The following is a 22,087-nucleotide window of genomic DNA, read 5'->3' as shown; positions in this document are numbered from 1 at the left end:
AAATTTACAGAATTTTCCATTGTAGATTTAATCACTTTTGGCAATCCTTCTGACTCTAATAGTGGTACTTAAAAAATAGGGAGTAAGAAGTAGAGAATATAGTCATTTTAGTTGAGATTGAGAGGAAGGTTTCTTGCTGTTAAAAGGTTTCAGTTAAAAAACTGTTTCATTCTTATTTGAAATGACTATAGGATCAGAACAAGCAAAAAATATTTCACCCCCAAACATCAAAAAGAATCTTGCCTCTTACCTTTTTTCTACTGTGAAAAAAGCTTGTTTCACAAACTTTATTTAGCCTCCATCCAGTTTTTACCTCCATGAATATCTACGATTAGGGGTACTTTCAAATTTACAGAATTTTCCATTGTAGATTTAATCACTTTTGGCAATTCTTCTGACTTTAACCAGTTTTTACCTCCATGAATATCTACGATTAGGGGTCTTTTCAAATTTACAGAATTTTCCATTGTAGATTTAATCACTTTTGGCAATCCTTCTGACTCTAATAGTGGTACTTAAAAAATAGGGAGTAAGAAGTAGAGAATATAGTCATTTTAGTTGAGATTGAGAGGAAGGTTTCTTGCTGTTAAAAGGTTTCAGTTAAAAAACTGTTTCATTCTTATTTGAAATGACTATAGGATCAGAACAAGCAAAAAATATTTCACCCCCAAACATCAAAAAGAATCTTGCCTCTTACCTTTTTTCTACTGTGAAAAAAGCTTGTTTCACAAACTTTATTTAGCCTCCATCCAGTTTTTACCTCCATGAATATCTACGATTAGGGGTACTTTCAAATTTACAGAATTTTCCATTGTAGATTTAATCACTTTTGGCAATTCTTCCGACTCTAATAGTGGTACTTCAAACACTAATTCATCATGCACTTGTAATAATAATTTTGTCTGATAGTTTGTCAATATTTCATTCAGTCTAATCATAGCTATTTTAATAATATCTGCACTTGAACCTTGAATTGGTGAGTTAGCTGCTGCTCTTAAAATTTGAGCATCATTTTGACTTAGCTTTAATTCATGTAAATTAATTTCCTCTGGTGGTTTCCCTTTTAAATCGCGGAGAGTTTTAGATTCAAATTCAAAATAACGCCTCCTACCTAATATTGTTTCGACATAACCTTGAGCGATCGCTTGTTTTTTCAAATTATTTAAATAGGCAAATACTTGGGAATATTGTTGTTTATATCTTTCTAAAAATTGTTTACTTTCTTTGACTGTTATTTTGACAGACCTTGCTAATTTTTGCGCTCCCATTCCGTAGATTACGCCAAAGTTTATTGTTTTACCGACTCGTCTTTCTTCTGGTGAAATTTCTGCTTTTTCAAATAGTAGTTTGGCTGTGACTGTATGTACATCTTGATTATTTTGATAGGCTTCTATTAAGACTGGTTCTTGACTCAAATGTGCTAAGATTCTTAATTCAATTTGGGAATAATCTGCTGCTACTAATAACCAATCTTTTTTTGGCAGAAATGCCTGACGAATTTGCCGAGAAAATTCTGTACCTATGGGAATATTTTGTAAGTTTGGTTCGGAAGAGGATAAACGTCCTGTATCTGTTTGAGTTTGATTAAAGTTTGTATGTACTCTTTGAGTGTCTGAACGAACTAATTTTGGTATGGCTTCGACATAAGTGGAAAACAGTTTGTATAAGGTTCGATGATTTAATATTTCATCAATGATGGGATGATGTTGAGGTTCTGTTTGTAATTTTTCTAGGACTACTACATCTGTGGAATAACCAGTTTTTATTCGGCGAGATTTTTTCTGATTTTGATGGAGTATTTCAAACAGAAGTTCGCTTAATTGAGATGGGGAGTTAAGGTTTAATAAGTCACTGGTTTCTGCTTGATTGATTTGTTTTTCAAGAGTTGCTAAATCTTGTCTTTGCTCTTTTGATAATTTTGTGACGTATGCTTTTAGTATGGGGCTAGATATTGCTTTTTTTAATTCTTGTTGATTGGTAAATAAATTGGGGTCTATCTTATGAATTTCTGTTTTGAGATGTTCTTGTAAAATTTGACTATCTACAGTTTGAGAAGCTCTTTTTTCAATCTTTTCTAAATCTTGTTGCAGTTGGATTGAGAATTTTTTGAGATATTCAATATCAATCCTAATTCCCTGAAATTCCATTTCTGCTAAAACAGATTCTAAAGGTTGTTCTACATCTACTAATAATTTGTACAAAGATTTCTCAGTCAGTTGATTTTTCGGAGCATCTTTTTGCAGTTGAACTGATAATTTTTTCAGAGACTCAAGATCGAGCCTAATTCCCTGAAATTCCATTTCGGCTAAAACAACTTCTAAAGGTTCTTTTACATCTACTAATAATCTGTACAAAGATTTCTCAGTCGGTTGATTTTTCTGTGCATCTTTTTGCAGTTGACTTGATAATTTTTTGAGAGACTCAAGATCGAGCCTAATTCCCTGAAATTCCATTTCGGCTAAAACAACTTCTAAAGGTTCTTTTACATCTACTAATAATCTGTACAAAGATTTCTCAGTCGGTTGATTTTTCCGAGCATCTTTTTGCAGTTGAACTGATAAATTTTTCAGAGACTCAAGATCGAGCCTAATTTCTTGAGATTCCATTTCGGCTAAAACAGATTCTAAAGGTTGTTCTACATCTACTAATAATTTGTACAAAGATTTCTCAGTCGGTTGATTTTTCCGAGCATCTTTTTGCAGTTGAACTGATAAATTTTTCAGAGACTTAAGATCGATCTGTTGATTTTTCTGTGCATCTTTTTGCAGTTGACTTGATAATTTTTTGAGAGACTCAAGATCGAGCCTAATTTCTTGAGATTCCATTTCGGCTAAAACAGATTCTAAAGGTTGTTCTACATCTACTAATAATTTGTACAAAGATTTCTCAGCAGGTTGATTTTTCGGAGCATCTTTCTGTAGTTGACTTGATAAATTTTTCAGAGATTCAAGGTCGATCTGTTGATTTTTCGGAGCATCTTTTTGCAGTTGACTTGATAATTTTTTCAGAGATTCCAGATCAATCTTAATTCCCTGAAATTCCATTTCGGCTAAAACCGATTCTAAAGATTGTTCTACATCCATTAATAATCTATACAAATATTTCTCAGTCGGTTGATTTTTCGGAGCATCTTTCTGTAGTTGACTTGATAAATTTTTCAGAGATTCAAGGTCGATCTGTTGATTTTTCGGAGCATCTTTTTGCAGTTGACTTGATAATTTTTTCAGAGATTCCAGATCAATCTTAATTCCCTGAAATTCCATTTCGGCTAAAACCGATTCTAAAGATTGTTCTACATCCATTAATAATCTATACAAATATTTCTCAGTCGGTTGATTTTTCGGAGCATCTTTTTGCAGTTGAACTGATAATTTTTTCAGAGACTCAAGATCGATCTGTTGATTTTTCTGTGCATCTTTTTGCAGTTGACTTGATAATTTTTTCAGAGACTCAAGATCGATCTGTTGATTTTTCTGTGCATCTTTTTGCAGTTGACTTGATAATTTTTTCAGAGACTCAAGATCGAGCCTAATTTCTTGAGATTCCATTTCGGCTAAAACAGATTCTAAAGGTTGTTCTACATCTACTAATAATTTGTACAAAGATTTCTCAGTCGGTTGATTTTTATCCGCATCTTTTTGCAGTTGAACTGATAAATTTTTCAGAGACTCAAGATCGATCTGTTGATTTTTCTGTGCATCTTTTTGCAGTTGACTTGATAATTTTTTCAGAGATTCCAGATCAATCTTAATTCCCTGAAATTCCATTTCGGCTAAAACCGATTCTAAAGGTTGTTCTACATCCATTAATAATCTATACAAAGATTTCTCAGAAGATTGATTTTTCGGAGCATCTTTTTGCAGTTGACGTGATAACTTTTTCAGAGACTCAAGCTCAATCTTAATTCCCTGAAATTCCATTTCGGCTAAAACAACTTCTAAAGGTTCTTTTACATCTACTAATAATCTGTACAAAGATTTCTCAGTCGGTTGATTTTTCTGAGCATCTTTTTGCAGTTGAACTGATAATTTTTTCAGAGATTCCAGATCAATATTAATTCCCTGAAATTCCATTTCTGCTAAAACCGATTCCAAAGGTTGTTCTACATCTACTAATAATTTGTACAAAGATTTCTCAGTCGGTTGATTTTTCGGAGCATCTTTTTGCAGTTGAACTGATAATTTTTTCAGAGACTCAAGATCGATCTGTTGATTTTTCTGTGCATCTTTTTGCAGTTGACTTGATAATTTTTTGAGAGACTCAAGATCGAGCCTAATTCCCTGAAATTTCATTTCGGCTAAAACAACTTCTAAAGGTTGTTCTACATCTACTAATAATTTGTATAAAGATTTTTCAGCAGGTTGATTTTTATCGGCTTTTTCTAATTCTGCTCTTAATTTTTCTACTAACTGAAACGTCACACAAACTTGAGTACCACAATAGTCAGCTACTTTCAGAATATCTAAGTCGGCAATAGTTTGATTTTTCGAGACCACATCGTTATAACTCTGTAAATTTATCCCCTTATTCGTGAGGTATCTAATATATATTTCTTCCAGACTATGTTTTGCTCCAGGATTTAAAACATAACTTGCCAACATCGTGTCAAAAACAACTCCAGCTAGTCTAATTCCTTGACAGCGAAAAACCGATCTATCAAACTTAGTATTTTGAAAAACTTTCGGATAATCAGCACTTTCCAAAATCGGTTTTAACGCCTCCAATACTGTCACCTTATCCAGATTTTTTCCGATTTTATGCCCGGTAGGAATATAGGCAACATCCTCTATATTTTTTCCCCAACAACAACCAATTCCAACTAACTTTGCATCTCTCGGTTCTAAAGATGTTGTTTCCGTATCCCAAGCAACCGGACTCTGAGAATTTTTCTGTTCCTTTAAAATATTTACTAACTCCTTTAACTTTTCTGGAGTATCAATAATTTGAGGTTCAATTTCTGATTTTGTCGCAATTTCCTGTTGAGCTACCTTTGTATCTTCGGCGCTGAAAAACCAATCATCACTTTCGACTTCAACAAAAGTATTTGTCAATTTTTCTTGCTGCTGACTTTCTGACTCATCCGGCAAAGACTTAATTCCCAGCAACCCATTAAACTGCTGTTCTAAATCTGGAATTTGATTGAGGAAATTTTGTAATTCCAGCCTTTGCAAAACAGGTTCAATTTCTGATCGAGAAAATCTTTTTACCTGACAATCTTCTATATCAATATTTAACGGCACATTTACTTCAATTTTTGCCATAAACTGAGAATGTTCTGCCTCAGCCTTTCCCGCTACTAACTTTTTCTGATTTGCTCCTTTAATTTTATCCAGAGAACCATAAATTTCTGCCAGACAACCATATTCATTCAATAACTTAACAGCAGTTTTTTCCCCAATCCCTCTAACACCAGGAATATTGTCAGACTTATCTCCACAAAGAGCCTTATAATCAACAACTTGACTCGGCAAAATACCCAACTTCTCCTTAACTTCTTCAGCAAAAAATTCTTTAGGAGTGCTACCTTTACCCGCAGCTAAATGTAAAACACTAATGCCTTTTTCTACATCTATTAATTGAAATAAATCTTGGTCTCCCGAAAGAACTTTTACCCGAAAACCAACAGCACTACCTCTTTTTGCTAAAGTTCCTAAGATGTCGTCAGCTTCATAACCAGGAGCAGTAATAACTGTTAAATTAAAAGCTCTTAAAAGCTCTTTTAAATTTTCTAAGTCAGTAATTAAATCTTCTGGTGCTTCTGGTCGATCTGCCTTATAATTTTCATCAGCTTTATGGCGAAATGTAGGTTCTCCTAAATCAAAGGCGATCGCTAAATATTCTGGTTTTTGGGTCTCTATTACTTCTAGTAAAGATTTTAGGAAGCCAAAACAGACGCTTGTGGGAATACCTGTAGAAGTTTTCAACCCCCCACTACGACTTTTAGCAAAAGCGTAGTAGGAACGAAAGGCTAGAGAATGGCCGTCAATTAAAAGGGCGGTAGGAGAGTTAGCAGACATTTGAATTGATATTTTGAGATGTTGTTTTATTTTATATGGAGATTGAGGTATACTTATTTTTCAAGGCTGGCTTTTCTATTCACCCTGTGGGAAAATATGACCTATATTTCCAACGTTATAGTTTTTCGATGAAATTTCTATTTTTGAATTGAGATTTTTCAGAAAGTAGCTAGTAGGTCTGGTCTGGTCGGTCAATTTCCAGAAGCTTGACTTTTCCAGTTGAATTTTCCATCTGTGGGAAAATATTAACTATATCTGCAACGTTACAGTTTTTTGCTGAAATTTCTGTTTTTGAATTGAGATTTTTCTAGGAAGTAGGTAGTAGGTCTGGTCGGGAGGGGAAATTTTCAGAAGGTTGAATTTTCCATCTGTGGGAAAATATTAACTATATCTGCAACGTTACAGTTTTTTGCTGAAATTTCTGTTTTTGAATTGAGATTTTTCCAGGAAGTAGGTAGTAGGTCTGGTCGGGGGAGGGAAATTTTCAGAAGCTGGAATTTTCCATCTGTGGGAAAATCTTACCTATATCTGCAACGTTACAGTTTTTTGGTGAAATTTCTGTTTTTGAATTGAGATTTTTCCAGGAAGTAAGTAGTAGGTCTGGTCGGAGGGGTAAATTTTCAGAAGGTTGAATTTTCCATCTGTGGGAAAATATTACCTGTATCTGCAACGTTACAGTTTTTTGGTGAAATTTCTGTTTTTGAATTGAGATTTTTCCAGGAAGTAAGTGGTAGTCAGGTCGGGGAGGGTAAATTTTCAGAAGGTTGAATTTTCCATCTGTGGGAAAATATTACCTGTATCTGCAACGTTACAGTTTTTTGGTGAAATTTCTGTTTTTGAATTGAGATTTTTCCAGGAAGTAAGTGGTAGTCAGGTCGGGGAGAGTAAATTTTCAGAAGCTTGAATTTTCCATCTGTGGGAAAATATTAACTATATCTGCAACGTTACAGTTTTTCGATGAGATTTCCATTTTTGAATTGAGATTTTTCAGAAAGTAGGTAGTAGGTCTGGTCAGGAATTTCCCCTAGTTTTTTCTTTCCCTCTAGTAGAAAATCTTAGCTAATTTCTAGCACTATACTAACCTCAAAAAAATAAGACTTACCATAACCCCATACCACCAACTACTAACTATTTTTCTAATGTGGATGAAATAAACCAATACTATAAAATTCTAGAACTTGAACCAGGCGCTTCCCTAGAAGAAGTAAAAGAAGCTTACCGAGACTTAGCTTTTGTCTGGCACCCAGATCGCTTTGTCCAAAACCCTCGTCTACAAGCAAAAGCTCAAACCCGTCTGAAAGAAATCAACGAAGCCTACCATAAATTGCGATATTCCTTAAGTAACTCTCAACAGCAAATTGCCCCAACAAGACCAACTCCCCAAACACAACCCACACCACGTCGTCCTCCACCCCCTCCTCACCGCTCCACTCCTCCCCAGTCTCCCCAAAGACCGCGAAACTCCAACACTCATCATAATTTTCAGCAATACCCTCAGACATTCACTCGTCAGCCAAATTCAACAACCCCCCACATTCCTTGGGCTAACTTAGTTAGTACCTTCCTTTTCTATGCCATGACTGCCTGGGTGTTAGTTATTTCCCAAGTCCCTGCCTGGACTTGGGCTGTGGTTGAAGGTGTCGCATGGATGGGAATGACCGTTTTAGCAATTGAAGGGTCAAGTTCCCAGAGATGTTGGGCGATCGCTATGTTAGGTGCTGGTGGTGGAGCAGGTTGGATAGCTGGCAATTATGTAGGAGGTACGACAACTGCTTTGGCATGGGCTATTGTAGGATGTAGTCTGGGAGCGATCGCCGGTATCGAACCAAAGGCCAGAACTGTTGCTATTGTAGTGACTATTAGTGGAGTAATTGCTTTAGTCGGATTTTTGGCTGGCAATGGAGCAGAAAATATATTGCTTGTTGTAGTTGGTTCAATTATTTGGGCTGCTGGTGGATTTATTTTTGGGACAATCGTTGATGCTACGATTAGCTCAAAGACTGGTACTGGTGTAGGTAGTATGTTGGGCTTTGTTTTGGGGGCTTGGGTTGGAGCTTGGTCTGCTGCTTGGAGTTCTACTCGGTCTAAGAATGTAGCGATCGCCTTGGTTAGTGCTGGACCGGATATTATTATTGGGTCATGGGTAGCTCTTGGTATAGTAGCTGGGGTAATTTCTCAAATGGTGGCTGGAGAAAAGTTGATAGAGCTTTTTAATGGCTTTTTTACTTTTTTGATTTTGGCTATTATTTCTGGGTTAGGTTTAGGTTTTGGTTGGTGGCTTTCGACGAGTCTTAGAATTTAGAATTTAGAATTTAGAATTTAGAATTCGGAATTTAGAATTAATAAAAGTGCTTTTTTATAATAACTTCATAAGTAAAATTAATTATACCTCCCACACTTCCCACACTTCCCACACTTCCCACACTCCCCACACTCCCCACACTTCCCACACTCCCCACACTCCCCACACTCCCCACACTCCCCACACTCCCCACACTCCCCACACTCCCCACACCTCCCACACTCCCTCTCCCAATTTAAACTTTAAATTAACATTTTTCCCTCTTTTAATAACTTTTCAAATTTAGATGTAGGCAACGGAGGACTAAATAAATACCCTTGAATTTCATCACATTTGTGTTGACGCAAAAAGTCTAACTCTTCTTGAGTTTCTACTCCTTCAGCAACCACCTTTAAACCTAAACTATGAGCCATTTGAATAATAGCAATGGTAATCGCCCCCGTCTTACTATCTGCAGTTATATTACGAACAAAACTTCGGTCTATTTTAATAACATCAAAGGGAAACTCCCTCAGATAACTCAAAGATGAATACCCCGTCCCAAAATCATCCATAGATATATTAATTCCGAACATTTGCCATGCCCTCATTATCTTACTTGCAGCCTTTTCGTTTTGTATAACCAAACTTTCCGTTACCTCCAACTCCAAGTAATTAGGTTCCAAATCTACCTCTTGAATAATTTTAATAACCCGTTCCTGTAGATTTCTCTGCACAAATTGACGCCTGGATAAATTAACCGCTATTTCAAAAGGAAAAAAACCCGCCTCTTGCCAGATTTTTGCCTGATTACAAGCAGTACGCAAAACCCATTCTCCTATAGAAATAATCAACCCTGTTTCCTCAGCCAAAGGAATAAACTCCCCCGGAGAAACCAAACCCCTTTCCGGATGATACCAACGAATCAAAGCCTCCGCTCCAACAATCTTACCAGTCCTAAGATTAACCTTTGGCTGATAATAAACCTCAAACTCGGACTGCTTCAACGCATTACGCAAACTCGTTTCCAAAGAGAGTTGTTCTATAGAAACTACAACTGCCTCCGACTTATGCAACTGATAATTATTCCCCCCCCTTTTTTGAGCATAATACATTGCCGCACTAGCATTTTTTAGTAGTGCATCTAGTTCTATGTCATCCAATGGATAAAATGTAATTCCTATACTAGCGGTAATATAAACTTCATAGCCTTCTAAAACCATTGGTTGAGAAATTATATCTAAAATAGATTGAGCTAAATTAATAGCTTTTTCTTTTTGTTCTACTGGCTTGAGAATTATAGCAAATTCGGCAGCTTCGAGACGAGCTAACATATCAATACCAATTATAGATTCCTTAAGCCTTTTTGCTATATTACATAATACCAACTCTCCATTTTTACTACCCAACGTCACCTTAATTCTATTAATTCGATCCAAGCTAATATAAAAGATAGGTATTTTCGGATAATTTTGATATTTATGAGATTCATTGATATTAAAACTAGGCTGATTTTTATGAGATAAAACTTCACTTAATTTAGCCCTAAACAAGGAACGATTTGGTAAAAGAGTTATAGGATCATACTGATGTTTTTGCAGAGCAATTTCAATAGTTAAATGTAAATTTCTTTCTTCAAAAGGCTTCACGATATAACCAAAAGGATTCGTTGCTTTTACCCTTTGTAAGGTTTTATTATCAGTATAAGCAGTCAAAAATATTATGGGTATTTGCAAGCTTGACTGAATTTTTTCTGCTGCCGTTACCCCATCCATTTCACCTTGCAACATTACATCCATTAATATTAGATTTGGTTGCTTTTCCTTCGCGATTAAAATTGCCTCTTCTCCAGAAGCAACAATATCAACAACTGTGTACCCCATTGCCCTGAGACTATCTGCTAAATCTTCAGCAATAATACTTTCATCTTCGACAATCATAATTTTGGATTTTGACATGATTTATGTACCTCTTCGACAATCATAATTTTGGATTTTGACATGATTTATGCACCTCTATAATTTATTACCATTGACACTAGAAAAAATTATTTTAAAAACTGTTCCTACTTAATTAAATCTCTAAATTTCTCCTTGAAGTTATCTTACCAAAGAACCAACTCAACCCAACCCTAAAGAACCAAAATTTTTATAATCTAAACCCTCTGGAAAATCAGGGCAATTATCACCCACTTGAAGAATCAGTTTATTTTCATCATTTTGCTCATAATTAAAACCTATATAACCATAACTTTTATCATCATAATTTTGGATTTTTACATAATTTATGCACCTCTATAATTTATTACCATTGACACTAGAAAAAATTATTTTAAAAACTGTTCCTACTTGATTAAGCCTTTCAATTTCTCCTTTAAGTTGTCTTACCAAAGAGCAAACTAAACGCAACCCTAAAGAACCAGAATTTTTATAATCTAAACCCTCTGGAAAACCAGCGCCATCATCACCCACTTGAAGAATCAGTTTATTTTGATCATTTTGATCATTTTGATCATAATTAAAATCTATAGAAATATTTCCTAGATATCCTTCTGGAAAAGCATACTTCAGAGAGTTAGAAAGCAGCTCATTAATTATCAAACCACAAGGCACCACAGTATCAATATTTAAAAAAACAGGAACCACATTCACACTCAATTTCACACCCCTTGCTTTAACTTCATAAGCTTTAAAAATATGAGAAGCTAAGTTGTGGATATACTCACTAAAATCAATCTTCGATAAATCTTTTGATTGATAGAGATGCTCGTGAACAAGAGCCATCGATCCAACCCGATTTTGACTCTCCTTCAAAATCTCCATTACACCCTCATCCTCATTAACATATCTAGACTGTAACCTTAACAAACTAGAAATTACTTGTAAATTATTCTTAACCCGGTGATGAATTTCTTTTAATAAAACTTCTTTCTCAGCCAAAGAAGCTTTAATTTGTTCCTCATTTCGTTTTCGCTCCGTAATATCACGAATTACAGCTTGGATAACTCTATTTTTGAATGACTTTTTCTCTTCAGAAATATCTCCTACTTTCATTGCAGTTAATAATACTTCTACTGGAAATTCTGAATTATCTACTCTCTTAATTACCCACTCAAAACGATTATTACCCTTACATATTGCCCTAGCTATTTTTATATAAAGTAACTTCTCCGATAACCTTCCATTTTGTTGATATTCTGGATAAAAATCAGTTGTTTTTTTAGTAAAAAAATCCTCCTTGCTGCTCAAACCAAACATAGTTAACGTCGCACGGTTACAATCAAAAATTCCCTCTTCATCTAATAAAATTACAGCATCACTCGTCGCTTCATAAAGGCTACGAAACTTTCTTTCAGACTCCTTTAGTGAAGTAATTAATTTTGTTTTTATTGCCTCAGCTTGTTTACGTTCACTAATATCTATTCCTACCGAAACTACTGCTCTCCCTCCATCATATTTCTGAAACACAATTAGATAATTCTTCACCCCACCATTCACCCTACTTTCAACCTCCTGAGACTTCTGCTGTTCCGAAGCAGCAAAAAAATCATTAATAGATTTCACGAAACCCGAACTACTTCCCAGAAAACCTATTTCCTTACCAATAAACACCTCTGGATGCAAATTAAAACTACCTGCCAACTGCTTATTTACCCCTATATATCGTAAATCCGAACTAATCCAAGAAACAGACCAAGGAACAGCATCCAAAACTGCCTGTAATTGGTCTTTAGCTCTCTGCAAAGCCTCTTCTGACTTCTTACGTTCAGTTATATCTATAGCAGTACCAATAACACCCTGAAAATTTCCTAATTTATCCTTTAAATTAATGCCATTAAAATTAAGATAAACTGGTTTTCCATCCTCGCGTTTATGAATTGTTTCCCACTGAAAATTCGAGCAATTATCATCATCAAATATTGGCATTTTTTTGATACTTATTAACGCTGTAGGAGGCACTTTTTCCACTTCCTCTTCATAAACAAAATCCGTCAAATAACGACCTATGATCTCCCCTGGTTCATAACCATAAATATGTTTAGCAGCCTGATTAACAAAAGTAAAACGCCCCTCAATATCCAGTGACCAAATTAAACTTTGAGAAGTCTCTACCAAATGCCTATACTTCTTTTCACTCTCTGCCAAAGCCATTTCTACCCGCTTTCTTTCCAGAGCATTAATAAACATTTCCCCCATAATTCTTAAAAGAGCAATAATATTCTCAGACCAATTTTTCTCTTCTCTAACGGAGTCGAATCCTAAAAACCCGATAAAAATACCACAATATGCCATTGGTACAACAATTAAAGACTTTATAGATTGTGATCGTAAAAATCTTTTAGTCATCCATCGCTCCCTTGGCAACTTAGCCGTACTCGGAATATAAATTGTCTCCAACCTTTCTATTTGCTCCTCCCATTCTCCCAACGCCCTAATTGGTATTTGCTTTCTTTGCTCAATTTGTGGTTGAATTCCTCCCGCACACCACTCGTAATTATTGTTGATATACTTACCGGTTTCATCTAATAAAAATACATAACTACGATCGACTCCGCTAAAAGTTCCAATCCACTCCAGAGCTACTTGAATTCCACCATCAATTTCATCAGGAGCCAAATTAATAAAATGAGTTGATAAAGTTGTGATTAACTCTTCAAAATTCAGCCTATATAATAGTTCTTCCCTCGCTTTTTTGTGCCGCACAATTTCATCTATAAGCTCCTCATTTGAAGCCCTAACAGCAGATATTCTTTCATCAAAATTTGCTTCTAGTTCTTGTTGAGTTTCATCAGGTTCTAACTTAGTTATTTTGCTAGCTGCAATCTCAACATTAACTCCTCTTAATCCCTCTATTTTACCCGTTTCATTAATTAAAGGGATGACCCTAGTTTCAGCTCCGATACCCTCTACTTCCCCAAACCATTTAACGTTATTCCCCACCATTGCCAAATTGATTTTATCCAACACCTCTTGATTGTCCTTGTATAGTTCAAAAATTGAATATCCCACCAAATTATCTGGTTTTATTCCTATTGCTTTTAGTTCACCCCGTGCCAAAGTAAATATACCCTTGTCATCTACTTCCCAAATAACTACAGGTACTTGATTAATTATTGTTTGTAAACGTACTTCACTCTTTTGCAGAGCATTTTTAGTCAACTCATGTTCTGCTTTTTCTTTGTTTAACTCTTCTGTTAACCGAGCCACATTTTGTTGTGAATTTTTCATAAAGCTATAGATTATTGATATTGATTTTAGGCAAATATAAATATATAGTAATCCTCTAATATATTTGTGTATAAAAATATTACCGCTTTTAGGGAATAGGGAACACTTAACTGGGAACAGATGGGAATTTACGCTTTTTTATCTACTTTTTGATTACCCGCAACCTATTTAGGATTGCTATAATATTTAAAAATGACTGAAAATACTATGAAAACAAAGATTTTCAGCTAAATTATTAAGATTGAAAATTAAAATCTTTATTTCAAATCTAGTCAGCTATGTACCATTCTATTTCACAGAAGTTAAAAGTCACAGATTCAGATTTTATCGACCGAAAACTTTTACACTACACTAATTTCATAGGATTACTTAATATTATAAGCAGGGAAACTATTTGTGAAATATTTAAAGTAAATTGGCATACCAAAGTATGTTTATTCTATAATGACTTACTTTATAATATAAGGTGGCTCAAATTAGTCAAATCCAAAAGTCCTGCCATTGGAGATTAGGGTTAATATAAACTTGAGACCGTATATCGTCTTTATCCCATGCCATGCTTAAAAAGCGAGTGCTAATTAGTGAGGTCTCCATTTCCTGCGGAAACGCTCCCCTAACAGAATGTAAGACGGACTCAAGAGATTGACTAGGAGTTGATAAATTTAGAATTTAGAATTTAGAATTTAGAATTTAGAGTTTAGGATTAAACTAAAAAAATATTACTTAATTTTGATTTTTATACAATTAAAAATTATATTATAGCTTTTTAAAATCAACTTTTTAAGCTTGCTTTATACTCAAAAATAAGATTCATAAAAGGATTTGAAAATATGTCTGATTCATTTACTGTAGAAATTAGCGATCGCATTTGTTCCCACATGAATGAAGACCATCAAAATGCGGTACTTTTGTATGCTCAAAAATTTGGTGGTTCTGCCAATGCTACAGCAGCAAAAATGCTTTCTATTGATGCTGAAGGTATGAATTTAACTGCTGAAGTTACTGGGGAAAGTTTACCTATAAGAGTTGAATTTGACCATACTTTAAAGGATGCTGAAGATGCTCATCATACTCTTATTGATATGTTGAAGCAAGCTCGTACTCAAAAATGAAATATGAGCAATTTTACGAAAGTAAAAAGTAAATAATTAAAAGTTAAGAGAGTTTTGCTGAAAAGTTTAACAAATCGGAATTTTAGGTAATTATTTCACGTAGTTACTCTGAAACTATTTGTGAGATTATTGAAGTGAAAGGTAGCTCTGAGGTTAGTATTTCCAGATTCTTGAAACTTGACTATTGCGTATAGAGAAATAGAGATGAATAAATTTTTGATTTGGAATTTATAATTATCTCCTCTTGATTTGTCGAGAGCACTCTCTCAAAATCTGGAGAAGGAAAAGAACGTTCCTCTCAGCTGAGTATTTCGATTCTACTGTTGGATATAGGGCAATAGAGATGAATAAATTTTCTGTTTTTGATTAAAATTTACCTTCTCTTGATTTGTCGAGAGCGATCGCTCCAGATATGGAGAAGGAAAAGCACCTTCCTCTGGGCTGACTATTTCCAGATTCTTGAAACTTGACTATTGCGTATAGAGCAATAGAGATGAATCAAATTTTGATTTGGAATTTATAAATTAGCTACTCTTGATTTATTTCAAGCACTCCAAAATCTGGAGAAAAAAAGTAGGTAGCTCTGAGGTTAGTATTTCTAGATTTTTGACTATTGCGTATGGAGCAATAGAGATGAATAAATTTTTGATTTGGAATTTGTAATTATCTCTTCTTGATCTGTCTAGAGCGATCGCTCCATATCTAGAGGAGAAAAAGCACGTTGCTCTGAGCTGAGTATTTCCCGTTCTGGAAATTCTACTGTTGCGTATAGAGTAATAGAGATGAATAAATTTTTGATTTGAAATTTATAAATTAGTTGCTTTTAATTTATATCGAACGCTCGATATAAATTTGACTAAAGAAGAGTAGGTTGCTCTGAGGTTGGTATTTCTTAAATCTGGAAACTCTGCTGTTGCCTATAGAGAAATAGAGATGAATAAATTTTTGATTTGAAATTTGTAATTATCTCCTCTTGATCTGTCTAGAGCGATCGCTCCAGATCTAGAGAAGAAAAAGCACGTTGCTCTGAGCTGAGTATTTCTAGACTCTGAAAATTCTACTGTTGCGGATAGAACAAGAGTCGTTTCATTTGCTGAAGCTCCCGGAGGCGGAGGATGAAAATTTTCTCTTTCTCATGCGGATAGTTTTTAGGCTCCTTAAAACGGCTTTCCTGAAACCTTTGTATTTCAAGAAAAAATACCAAATGGGTTCTGTACGCAATAGTCGGAAATTTTGACTACTCATCTCCTCTGGTGGGGTGCTTCATAAAATGAATTTATAATTTTCCCTACTCATTTCTTTTGGCGGGGTGCTTCATAAAATGAATCTATTATTGCTCCATACGCAATAGTCAAAAATTTTGACTACTCATCTCCTCTGGCGGAGTGCTTCATAAAATGAATTAATCATTGCTCCATACACAATAGTCAAAAATTTTGACTACTCATCTCCTCTGGCGGAGTGCTTCATAAAATGAATTAATCATTGCTCCATACACAATAGTCAAAAATTTTGACTAATCATCTCCTCTGGCGGAGTGCTTCATAAAATGAATTTATAATTTTCCCTACTCATCTCTTTTGGCTGGGTGCTTGAGAAAATGAATTTATAATTTTGACTACTCATTTCTTTTGGCGTGGGTGCTTGAGAAAATGAATTTATTATTGCTCCATACGCAATAGTCAAAATTTTTGACTACTCATTTCTTTTGGCGGAGTGCTTGAGAAAATGAATTTATAATTTTGACTACTCATTTCTTTTGGCGGAGTGCTTGAGAAAATGAATCTATTATTGCTCCATACGGAATAGTCAAAATTTTTGACTACTCATTTCTTTTGGCGGAGTGCTTGAGAAAATGAATTTATAATTTTGACTACTCATTTCTTTTGGCGGAGTGCTTGAGAAAATGAATCTATTATTGCTCTATACGCAATAGTCAGAAATTTTGACTACTCATCTCCTCTCGTGGGGTGCTGGATAAAATGAATCTATAATTTTGATTACTCATCTCCTCTGGTGGGGGTGCTTCAGAAAATGAATTAATCATTGCTCTATACGCAATAGTCAGAAATTTTGACTACTCATCTCCTCTGGTGGGGGTGCTGGATAAAATGAATCTATTATTGCTCTATACGCAATAGTCAGAAATTTTGACCACCCACCTTCCCCAGTTCCCCACTCCCCATCTCCTCTAATTCAAAATAGACCCTCCCATCAACTTCTGATACCTCAATTCCAACTCCCTCCGTAACAGAGGCAAACTATTCAAACTTTCATCCTTCTCCATCACCCGAAAAGCAGCATCCCGCGCCAACTCCAAAACCTCCTGATCCTCAACCAAACTTGCCAAAGCAAAATCCGGCAACCCCGACTGCTTCGTTCCCAAAACCTGACCAGGACCCCGCAAACGCATATCCATCTCCGCAATAAAAAACCCATCCTGAGACTGCGCCAAAACATTCAAACGTTCCACAGCATCCGTCGAACCCGCGCCCCTCATCAACAAACAATAAGACTTATGAACACCACGCCCCACCCGTCCCCGCAACTGGTGTAACTGAGATAAACCAAACCTTTCCGCATTTTCAATCAACATTACCGTAGCATTCGGTACGTCTACCCCCACTTCCACCACAGTAGTAGAAACTAAAATCTGAGTTTCATTATCCCGAAAAGTATTAATAGCTTGGTCTTTTTCTGCACTGCTCATTCTGCCATGCAGCAAACCTATTTGAAACTCTGGAAAAACCTTTTCAGCTAACTTTTGATGTTCTTCCACCGCAGATTTTACATCCAACTTTTCGGACTCTTCAACTAAGGGTAAAACGATATAAACTTGTCTACCTTGAACAATTTCTCTGCGGATTAAATCATAAGCTTTTTTACGTTGCCTCCCAGTCAAAGTTGTGGTTTGAATAGGTTGCCTTCCTGGTGGAAGTTCGTCTATTTGACTAACATCTAAATCTCCATGTAATGTCAAAGCTAAAGTTCTAGGAATAGGAGTCGCTGTCATTGCCAAAAAGTGAGGAGATTCTCCTTTTTGTTGTAACTTTGCTCTTTGTTGAACCCCAAATCTATGTTGTTCATCTATTACTACTAAACCTAATTTATGAAAATTTACTGCATCTTGAATTAGAGCATGAGTACCGACTAAAACTGGTAATTCTCCAGTCTCAAGTTGAGCATGAATTTCTCGGCGTTTTGCTACTTTTGTTGAACCTGTTAATAATTCAACAGGCAAATGTAAGAGATTAAACCAACTAACTAATTTACGATAATGTTGTTCTGCCAATACTTCTGTCGGCGCCATTAAAGCAGCTTGATAACCAACTTGAATTGCTGCCAACATAGCAACTACTGCTACTACCGTTTTTCCAGCTCCCACATCTCCTTGTACTAATCTTTTCATTGGTTCAGGTTTTTGTAAGTCGCTAAGAATTTCATTAACTACTCTTTTTTGAGCATTAGTTAATTGAAATGGCAGTAGTTCGTATAATTTATTAATCAGTGTTCCAGTGACAGGTAAAGCTATTCCTGTTTCTATTTTTGTTTGTACTTGCCGACGTTTTAATAAACCTAATTGTAGATAGAAAAATTCATCAAAAACTAAACGCCGACGAGCTGCTGCTAAACAATCTCTATCTATAGGAAAATGAATATTTTTAATAGCATTTTTTAAATCTATTAATTGATATTGATTCAGAAAATTTTCTGGCAATGTATCTGATAGTTTTTCTGTTGTTGGTAAAACTGTAAATATTGCTCGTCTGACAACATCTGCCCCTACTCCATCTGTTAAAGGATAAACTGGTACTAAACGACCAATTTTCATAGATTCAATTTGACCACCTTCACTATCGAGAACTTCTATTTCTGGGTTATCTAAATTTTTGCCATATTTGCTTTCTTTAACTAAACCTGAAGCAGCAACAGTTGCACCGACTGGATAGAATTTTTTTTGCATCATTTGCCAACCCTTATTACTAAATCTAGGTCCGGCAAAAAAGCGACTAATTTTGATTTGCCCAGTAGCATCTGTGAGGGTAATTTCGAGAATAGTTAACTTCTTATTTTTAGGACTAGAAAAACAATTAAACCTTTTAATTCTACCAATAATAGTAACAGTTTCTCCCGGTTCCAAATCACGAATATTTACTTGACGAGCATAATCTATATGGTCTCTTGGATAATAATAAAGTAAATCTCTAACCGTAAATAATCCTAAACTTGCTAGGCGGTCACTATTTTTAATTCCGATACCTTTTACTTCTTTTAGTGGTTGTTGTAGTTCTAAGTTATTGGTATTTTTTTGGGAAAAGTTTGAAGTATTTTTATTGATTTTGGCAGTTACTTCGACTGGATGTACTTCTGATATATTTTGCTCTTTTTGTTTTTTACATAAAGACTGCATTTGATTGAGAAAATCCTGAGTTTTTTCTAGTAAAGATTGTCGTTCTTCTCTAGTCATTTCTGGATAGGAAGCAAATTTTTTAGATAGTTCCTGAAATTGATTTTGATAAGCTTTTAATATTATTGGTGGTTGACTTAAACTAATGCTCAAAAAGTCATTAAATATATATTGTTTGCCTTGGATATTTTGAAATCCACGGTCTGTTTCTACTGATAAAGCTTTTTTGAGTCTTTCCCAGTCTATGGTTTCTTTTTCATTATTCATACAGCGCTTTTCGTTGTTATGAGGTACAAAATTTTAGGTTTGAGGGAACAGGGAACAGGGAACAGAAAAGAAGAAAAAAAACTGTATCTCATAGCTTTGGCAACTGCTGTAACATTTTATTTTAGAGATTATTTATTTAATACCTTATATAAAATTTACACGAGTTTTCTGCTTGATGAAATACATATACTAAATAGATGGCAAAATTTACCGTAGGGGTTTGGTCTCTAAACCCTACACACAGTAAATTATAATTCTTAATTATCCATTATTCATTATTTTACCGAAAAATCAAGGTTTAAAGTCTGCCTTTTCCTGGAGCAACCAGAACAAATTTTCCTTTAATTCAATCTTCTTTATTTTTCGGAGAGGTAATTCTCAGTTATCAATTATCTCTGATTAATTATTTTACTGAAAAATCCAGTTTTCAAGTTTCTCTTTCCCTGAATAAACCAGCCAAAATTTTCCTTTCATTCATTGAAAACAACGTTCTAGATAAATTTTAGCTACTCGATCTTCAGGATTTTTACTCAGACAATCTTGAAAGAGTTCAGAAGCTTGATTAAATTTTCCTTGATGATAATATACCATTGCTTTTTCAAATTTATGTTTGGTGATTTTTTTAGCTTCTAAAAATTCAGATTGGTCGGCATCAAACACTTCAAAAAATGTCACCATTTCTGTTTTTCCTTTTACCCGAACTCTATCAATTAAACGAAAAGAATATTTTAGAGGATTTTCTAATAACTCAATAGTGGAGTTACTAACTAATAAAGATACATTATAGACTTTAGTTAATTGTTCTAAACGGGATGCTAAATTTACCGTATCGCCAACTACTGTACCATCAATTCTTTTGGAACCTCCTACTGTACCTAAAACTACATCTCCTGTATTAATACCAATGCCAATTTTTAATGGTTGTCTGTCTGGTTTTTGCCTAGTTTTATTATATTCAGTTAGTCGTTTTAACATAGAAATAGCTGCTTGAACAGCATCATCAGTTTTACCTGCAAATAGCGCCATTATAGCATCACCAATATATTTATCAATAAAACCATTATTTTCAATTATTGCTGGTTCCATGCTAGAGAGATAAGCATTAATAAATCTAATACTATCTTCTGAACTCATAGCTTCTAAAAGAGTGGTGAAGTTACGAATATCAGCAAATAAAACTGACATTTCCAGTTGTGTACTATCTCCTAATTTTACATCTGTAATATTTTTATATCCCATCAATGATATAAATTGTTCTGGTACAAATTTAGTAGCAGCATTAGTTAATTGTAATTCATTATATAGAGATTTTTGTAAGTCAAGATTAGCTTGAAGTAGTTCCCTATTTATTTTCTCTAATTCAGCATTTTTTTTACCTATCTCCTGCTTCCTAAAATAACTATTTAAGGCTTATTTTACTGTTAATTTTAAGTCGTGTGATTCCCAAGGTTTAGGAATATAACGATATAAATTTGCATAGTTAATCGCATTTCCTACTCCTGTCACATCTGCTTGTCCAGTCAGCATTATTTTTAAAGTTTCAGGATCTAGAGAATGAATCTTTTGTAGTAGTTCATCTCCCTTCATTTCTGGCATAATATAGTCAGCAATAACTATTGGTATTTCATAATTATCTTCCTTTAACTCCATAAATACTTCTAGAGCTTCTTCACCACTTTGAGCAAATTCAATTAAATAATTATCTCCTAAATTTCCTTCCAATTCTATACGCAGACTATCTAGAATCATCGGTTCATCATCGACACAAATAATAGCAATTTGATTCATAAAATTTTTTTTCAAAGAGATTCTTTATCAAATAAATATAAAAACCTACATTAAAATGTAGAAAAATTTTTGATAAATACTTTTATATACTGAGGCTTTAATTAGTATCAATTTGTGCTTTTTCAATAGTTGATACTAATTCCTGATGGTTCCAGGGTTTAGTTAAGTAACAATATAAATTTGCTTCTTTTTTAACTCGTTCAACAGATACTATATCTGCTTGCCCTGTCAACATTACTGTAATAATTTGAGGATATTTATTATGAACTCGAATCAAAAATTCATCTCCCTTAATTCCGGGGATTAACCAATCAGAAACTATGGCAAAAATATTGGTTCCTGCTTCTTCTAGTTCGTCAATAATTTCGAGAGCTTCATCTGCTGTTTCTGCAAATTCATAAATATATTTATTTTCAAAAGCTTCTCAAAGTTCTGTTTCTCAACTTTTTCAAATTGATAAATCATCATCTACACAAATAATTGCCATTAAACTCATTTTAATTTTTCTCCATTTTAACTATCTATCAGCTTTTTTAATTAATTGATAATGAATAATCACAACTATCTCTAATTTTAAATTCTTAATTTTAAATTCTTAATTTTAAATTCTCAAGTCTCAATTCTTAATTCTCAATTCAAAAATTCATCTCCCTTAATTCCGGGGATTAACCAATCAGAAACTATGGCAAAAATATTGGTTCCTGCTTCTTCTAGTTCGTCAATAATTTCGAGAGCTTCATCTGCTGTTTCTGCAAATTCATAAATATATTTATTTTCAAAAGCTTCTCAAAGTTCTGTTTCTCAACTTTTTCAAATTGATAAATCATCATCTACACAAATAATTGCCATTAAACTCATTTTAATTTTTCTCCATTTTAACTATCTATCAGCTTTTTTAATTAATTGATAATGAATAATCACAACTATCTCTAATTTTAAATTCTTAATTTTAAATTCTTAATTTTAAATTCTCAAGTCTCAATTCT

Annotated in this window: 10 protein-coding genes and 2 pseudogenes; 2 read left to right on the top strand and 10 right to left on the bottom strand. The window is 34.3% G+C overall.

What is annotated here, in order from left to right; all coding sequences use genetic code 11:
• Positions 1-287: 287 nt before the first annotated feature.
• The 3 genes and pseudogenes from F6K40_RS13085 to F6K40_RS40820 all read right to left on the bottom strand — a co-directional run.
• Positions 288-482, bottom strand: a complete 195-nt coding sequence (locus tag F6K40_RS13085) for a hypothetical protein (protein WP_293136468.1) — start codon at positions 480-482, stop codon at positions 288-290.
• 252 nt (positions 483-734) lie between these two features.
• Positions 735-1,928 (bottom strand): annotated as a pseudogene (locus F6K40_RS40825) (DNA polymerase); the annotation flags it as partial.
• Positions 1,929-4,439: 2,511 nt separating this feature from the next.
• Positions 4,440-6,017: pseudogene (locus F6K40_RS40820) on the bottom strand (5'-3' exonuclease H3TH domain-containing protein); the annotation flags it as partial.
• Between the two features lie 1,141 nt (positions 6,018-7,158).
• Here F6K40_RS40820 and F6K40_RS13075 point away from each other — a divergent pair.
• Complete coding sequence (locus tag F6K40_RS13075; protein ID WP_293136464.1) at positions 7,159-8,319, top strand: J domain-containing protein; 1,161 nt, start codon at positions 7,159-7,161, stop codon at positions 8,317-8,319.
• A 37-nt stretch (positions 8,320-8,356) separates the two neighbouring features.
• Here F6K40_RS13075 and F6K40_RS13070 read toward each other — a convergent pair whose 3' ends face one another.
• From F6K40_RS13070 to F6K40_RS13060, 3 genes are all read right to left on the bottom strand, one after another.
• Positions 8,357-8,539 (bottom strand): hypothetical protein, encoded by a 183-nt coding sequence (locus F6K40_RS13070; protein ID WP_293136462.1) that lies wholly within the window; start codon positions 8,537-8,539, stop codon positions 8,357-8,359.
• A gap of 22 nt (positions 8,540-8,561) precedes the next feature.
• Positions 8,562-10,256 carry a two-component system response regulator gene (locus F6K40_RS13065; RefSeq protein WP_293136460.1) on the bottom strand — a complete coding sequence of 565 codons (1,695 nt, stop codon included), beginning with the start codon at positions 10,254-10,256 and terminating at the stop codon, positions 8,562-8,564.
• A gap of 336 nt (positions 10,257-10,592) precedes the next feature.
• Positions 10,593-13,526, bottom strand: a complete 2,934-nt coding sequence (locus F6K40_RS13060) for a PAS domain S-box protein (RefSeq protein WP_293136420.1) — start codon at positions 13,524-13,526, stop codon at positions 10,593-10,595.
• Between the two features lie 830 nt (positions 13,527-14,356).
• Between F6K40_RS13060 and F6K40_RS13055 the strand changes: the two genes are divergently transcribed.
• Positions 14,357-14,638 carry a DUF2470 domain-containing protein gene (locus tag F6K40_RS13055; protein WP_293136418.1) on the top strand — a complete coding sequence of 94 codons (282 nt, stop codon included), beginning with the start codon at positions 14,357-14,359 and terminating at the stop codon, positions 14,636-14,638.
• Positions 14,639-16,829: 2,191 nt separating this feature from the next.
• Here F6K40_RS13055 and recG read toward each other — a convergent pair.
• The 4 genes from recG to F6K40_RS13035 form a co-directional block, all read right to left on the bottom strand.
• Entirely contained in the window at positions 16,830-19,313 is a 2,484-nt protein-coding gene (gene recG / locus F6K40_RS13050) for an ATP-dependent DNA helicase RecG (RefSeq protein ID WP_293136416.1), read from the bottom strand.
• Positions 19,314-19,787: 474 nt separating this feature from the next.
• Positions 19,788-20,552 carry an adenylate/guanylate cyclase domain-containing protein gene (locus F6K40_RS13045; RefSeq protein WP_293136414.1) on the bottom strand — a complete coding sequence of 255 codons (765 nt, stop codon included), beginning with the start codon at positions 20,550-20,552 and terminating at the stop codon, positions 19,788-19,790.
• A gap of 171 nt (positions 20,553-20,723) precedes the next feature.
• Complete coding sequence (locus tag F6K40_RS13040) at positions 20,724-21,101, bottom strand: response regulator (RefSeq protein WP_293136412.1); 378 nt, start codon at positions 21,099-21,101, stop codon at positions 20,724-20,726.
• Between the two features lie 97 nt (positions 21,102-21,198).
• Positions 21,199-21,504, bottom strand: a complete 306-nt coding sequence (locus F6K40_RS13035; protein ID WP_365671297.1) for a response regulator — start codon at positions 21,502-21,504, stop codon at positions 21,199-21,201.
• Between the last annotated feature and the right edge of the window lie 583 nt (positions 21,505-22,087).

This window comes from Okeania sp. SIO3I5, assembly GCF_010672085.1.
GTDB lineage: Bacteria > Cyanobacteriota > Cyanobacteriia > Cyanobacteriales > Microcoleaceae > Trichodesmium.
This window is presented reverse-complemented; position numbering and strand designations above follow the sequence as displayed.

Coding starts and splice junctions, on each gene's coding strand:
- F6K40_RS13065 (WP_293136460.1), bottom strand. CDS start 10,256: ATGTCAAAATCCAAAATTATGATTGTCGAAGATGAAAGTATTATTGCT.
- F6K40_RS13060 (WP_293136420.1), bottom strand. CDS start 13,526: ATGAAAAATTCACAACAAAATGTGGCTCGGTTAACAGAAGAGTTAAAC.
- F6K40_RS13055 (WP_293136418.1), top strand. CDS start 14,357: ATGTCTGATTCATTTACTGTAGAAATTAGCGATCGCATTTGTTCCCAC.
- recG (WP_293136416.1), bottom strand. CDS start 19,313: ATGAATAATGAAAAAGAAACCATAGACTGGGAAAGACTCAAAAAAGCT.
- F6K40_RS13045 (WP_293136414.1), bottom strand. CDS start 20,552: ATGGGATATAAAAATATTACAGATGTAAAATTAGGAGATAGTACACAA.
- F6K40_RS13040 (WP_293136412.1), bottom strand. CDS start 21,101: ATGAATCAAATTGCTATTATTTGTGTCGATGATGAACCGATGATTCTA.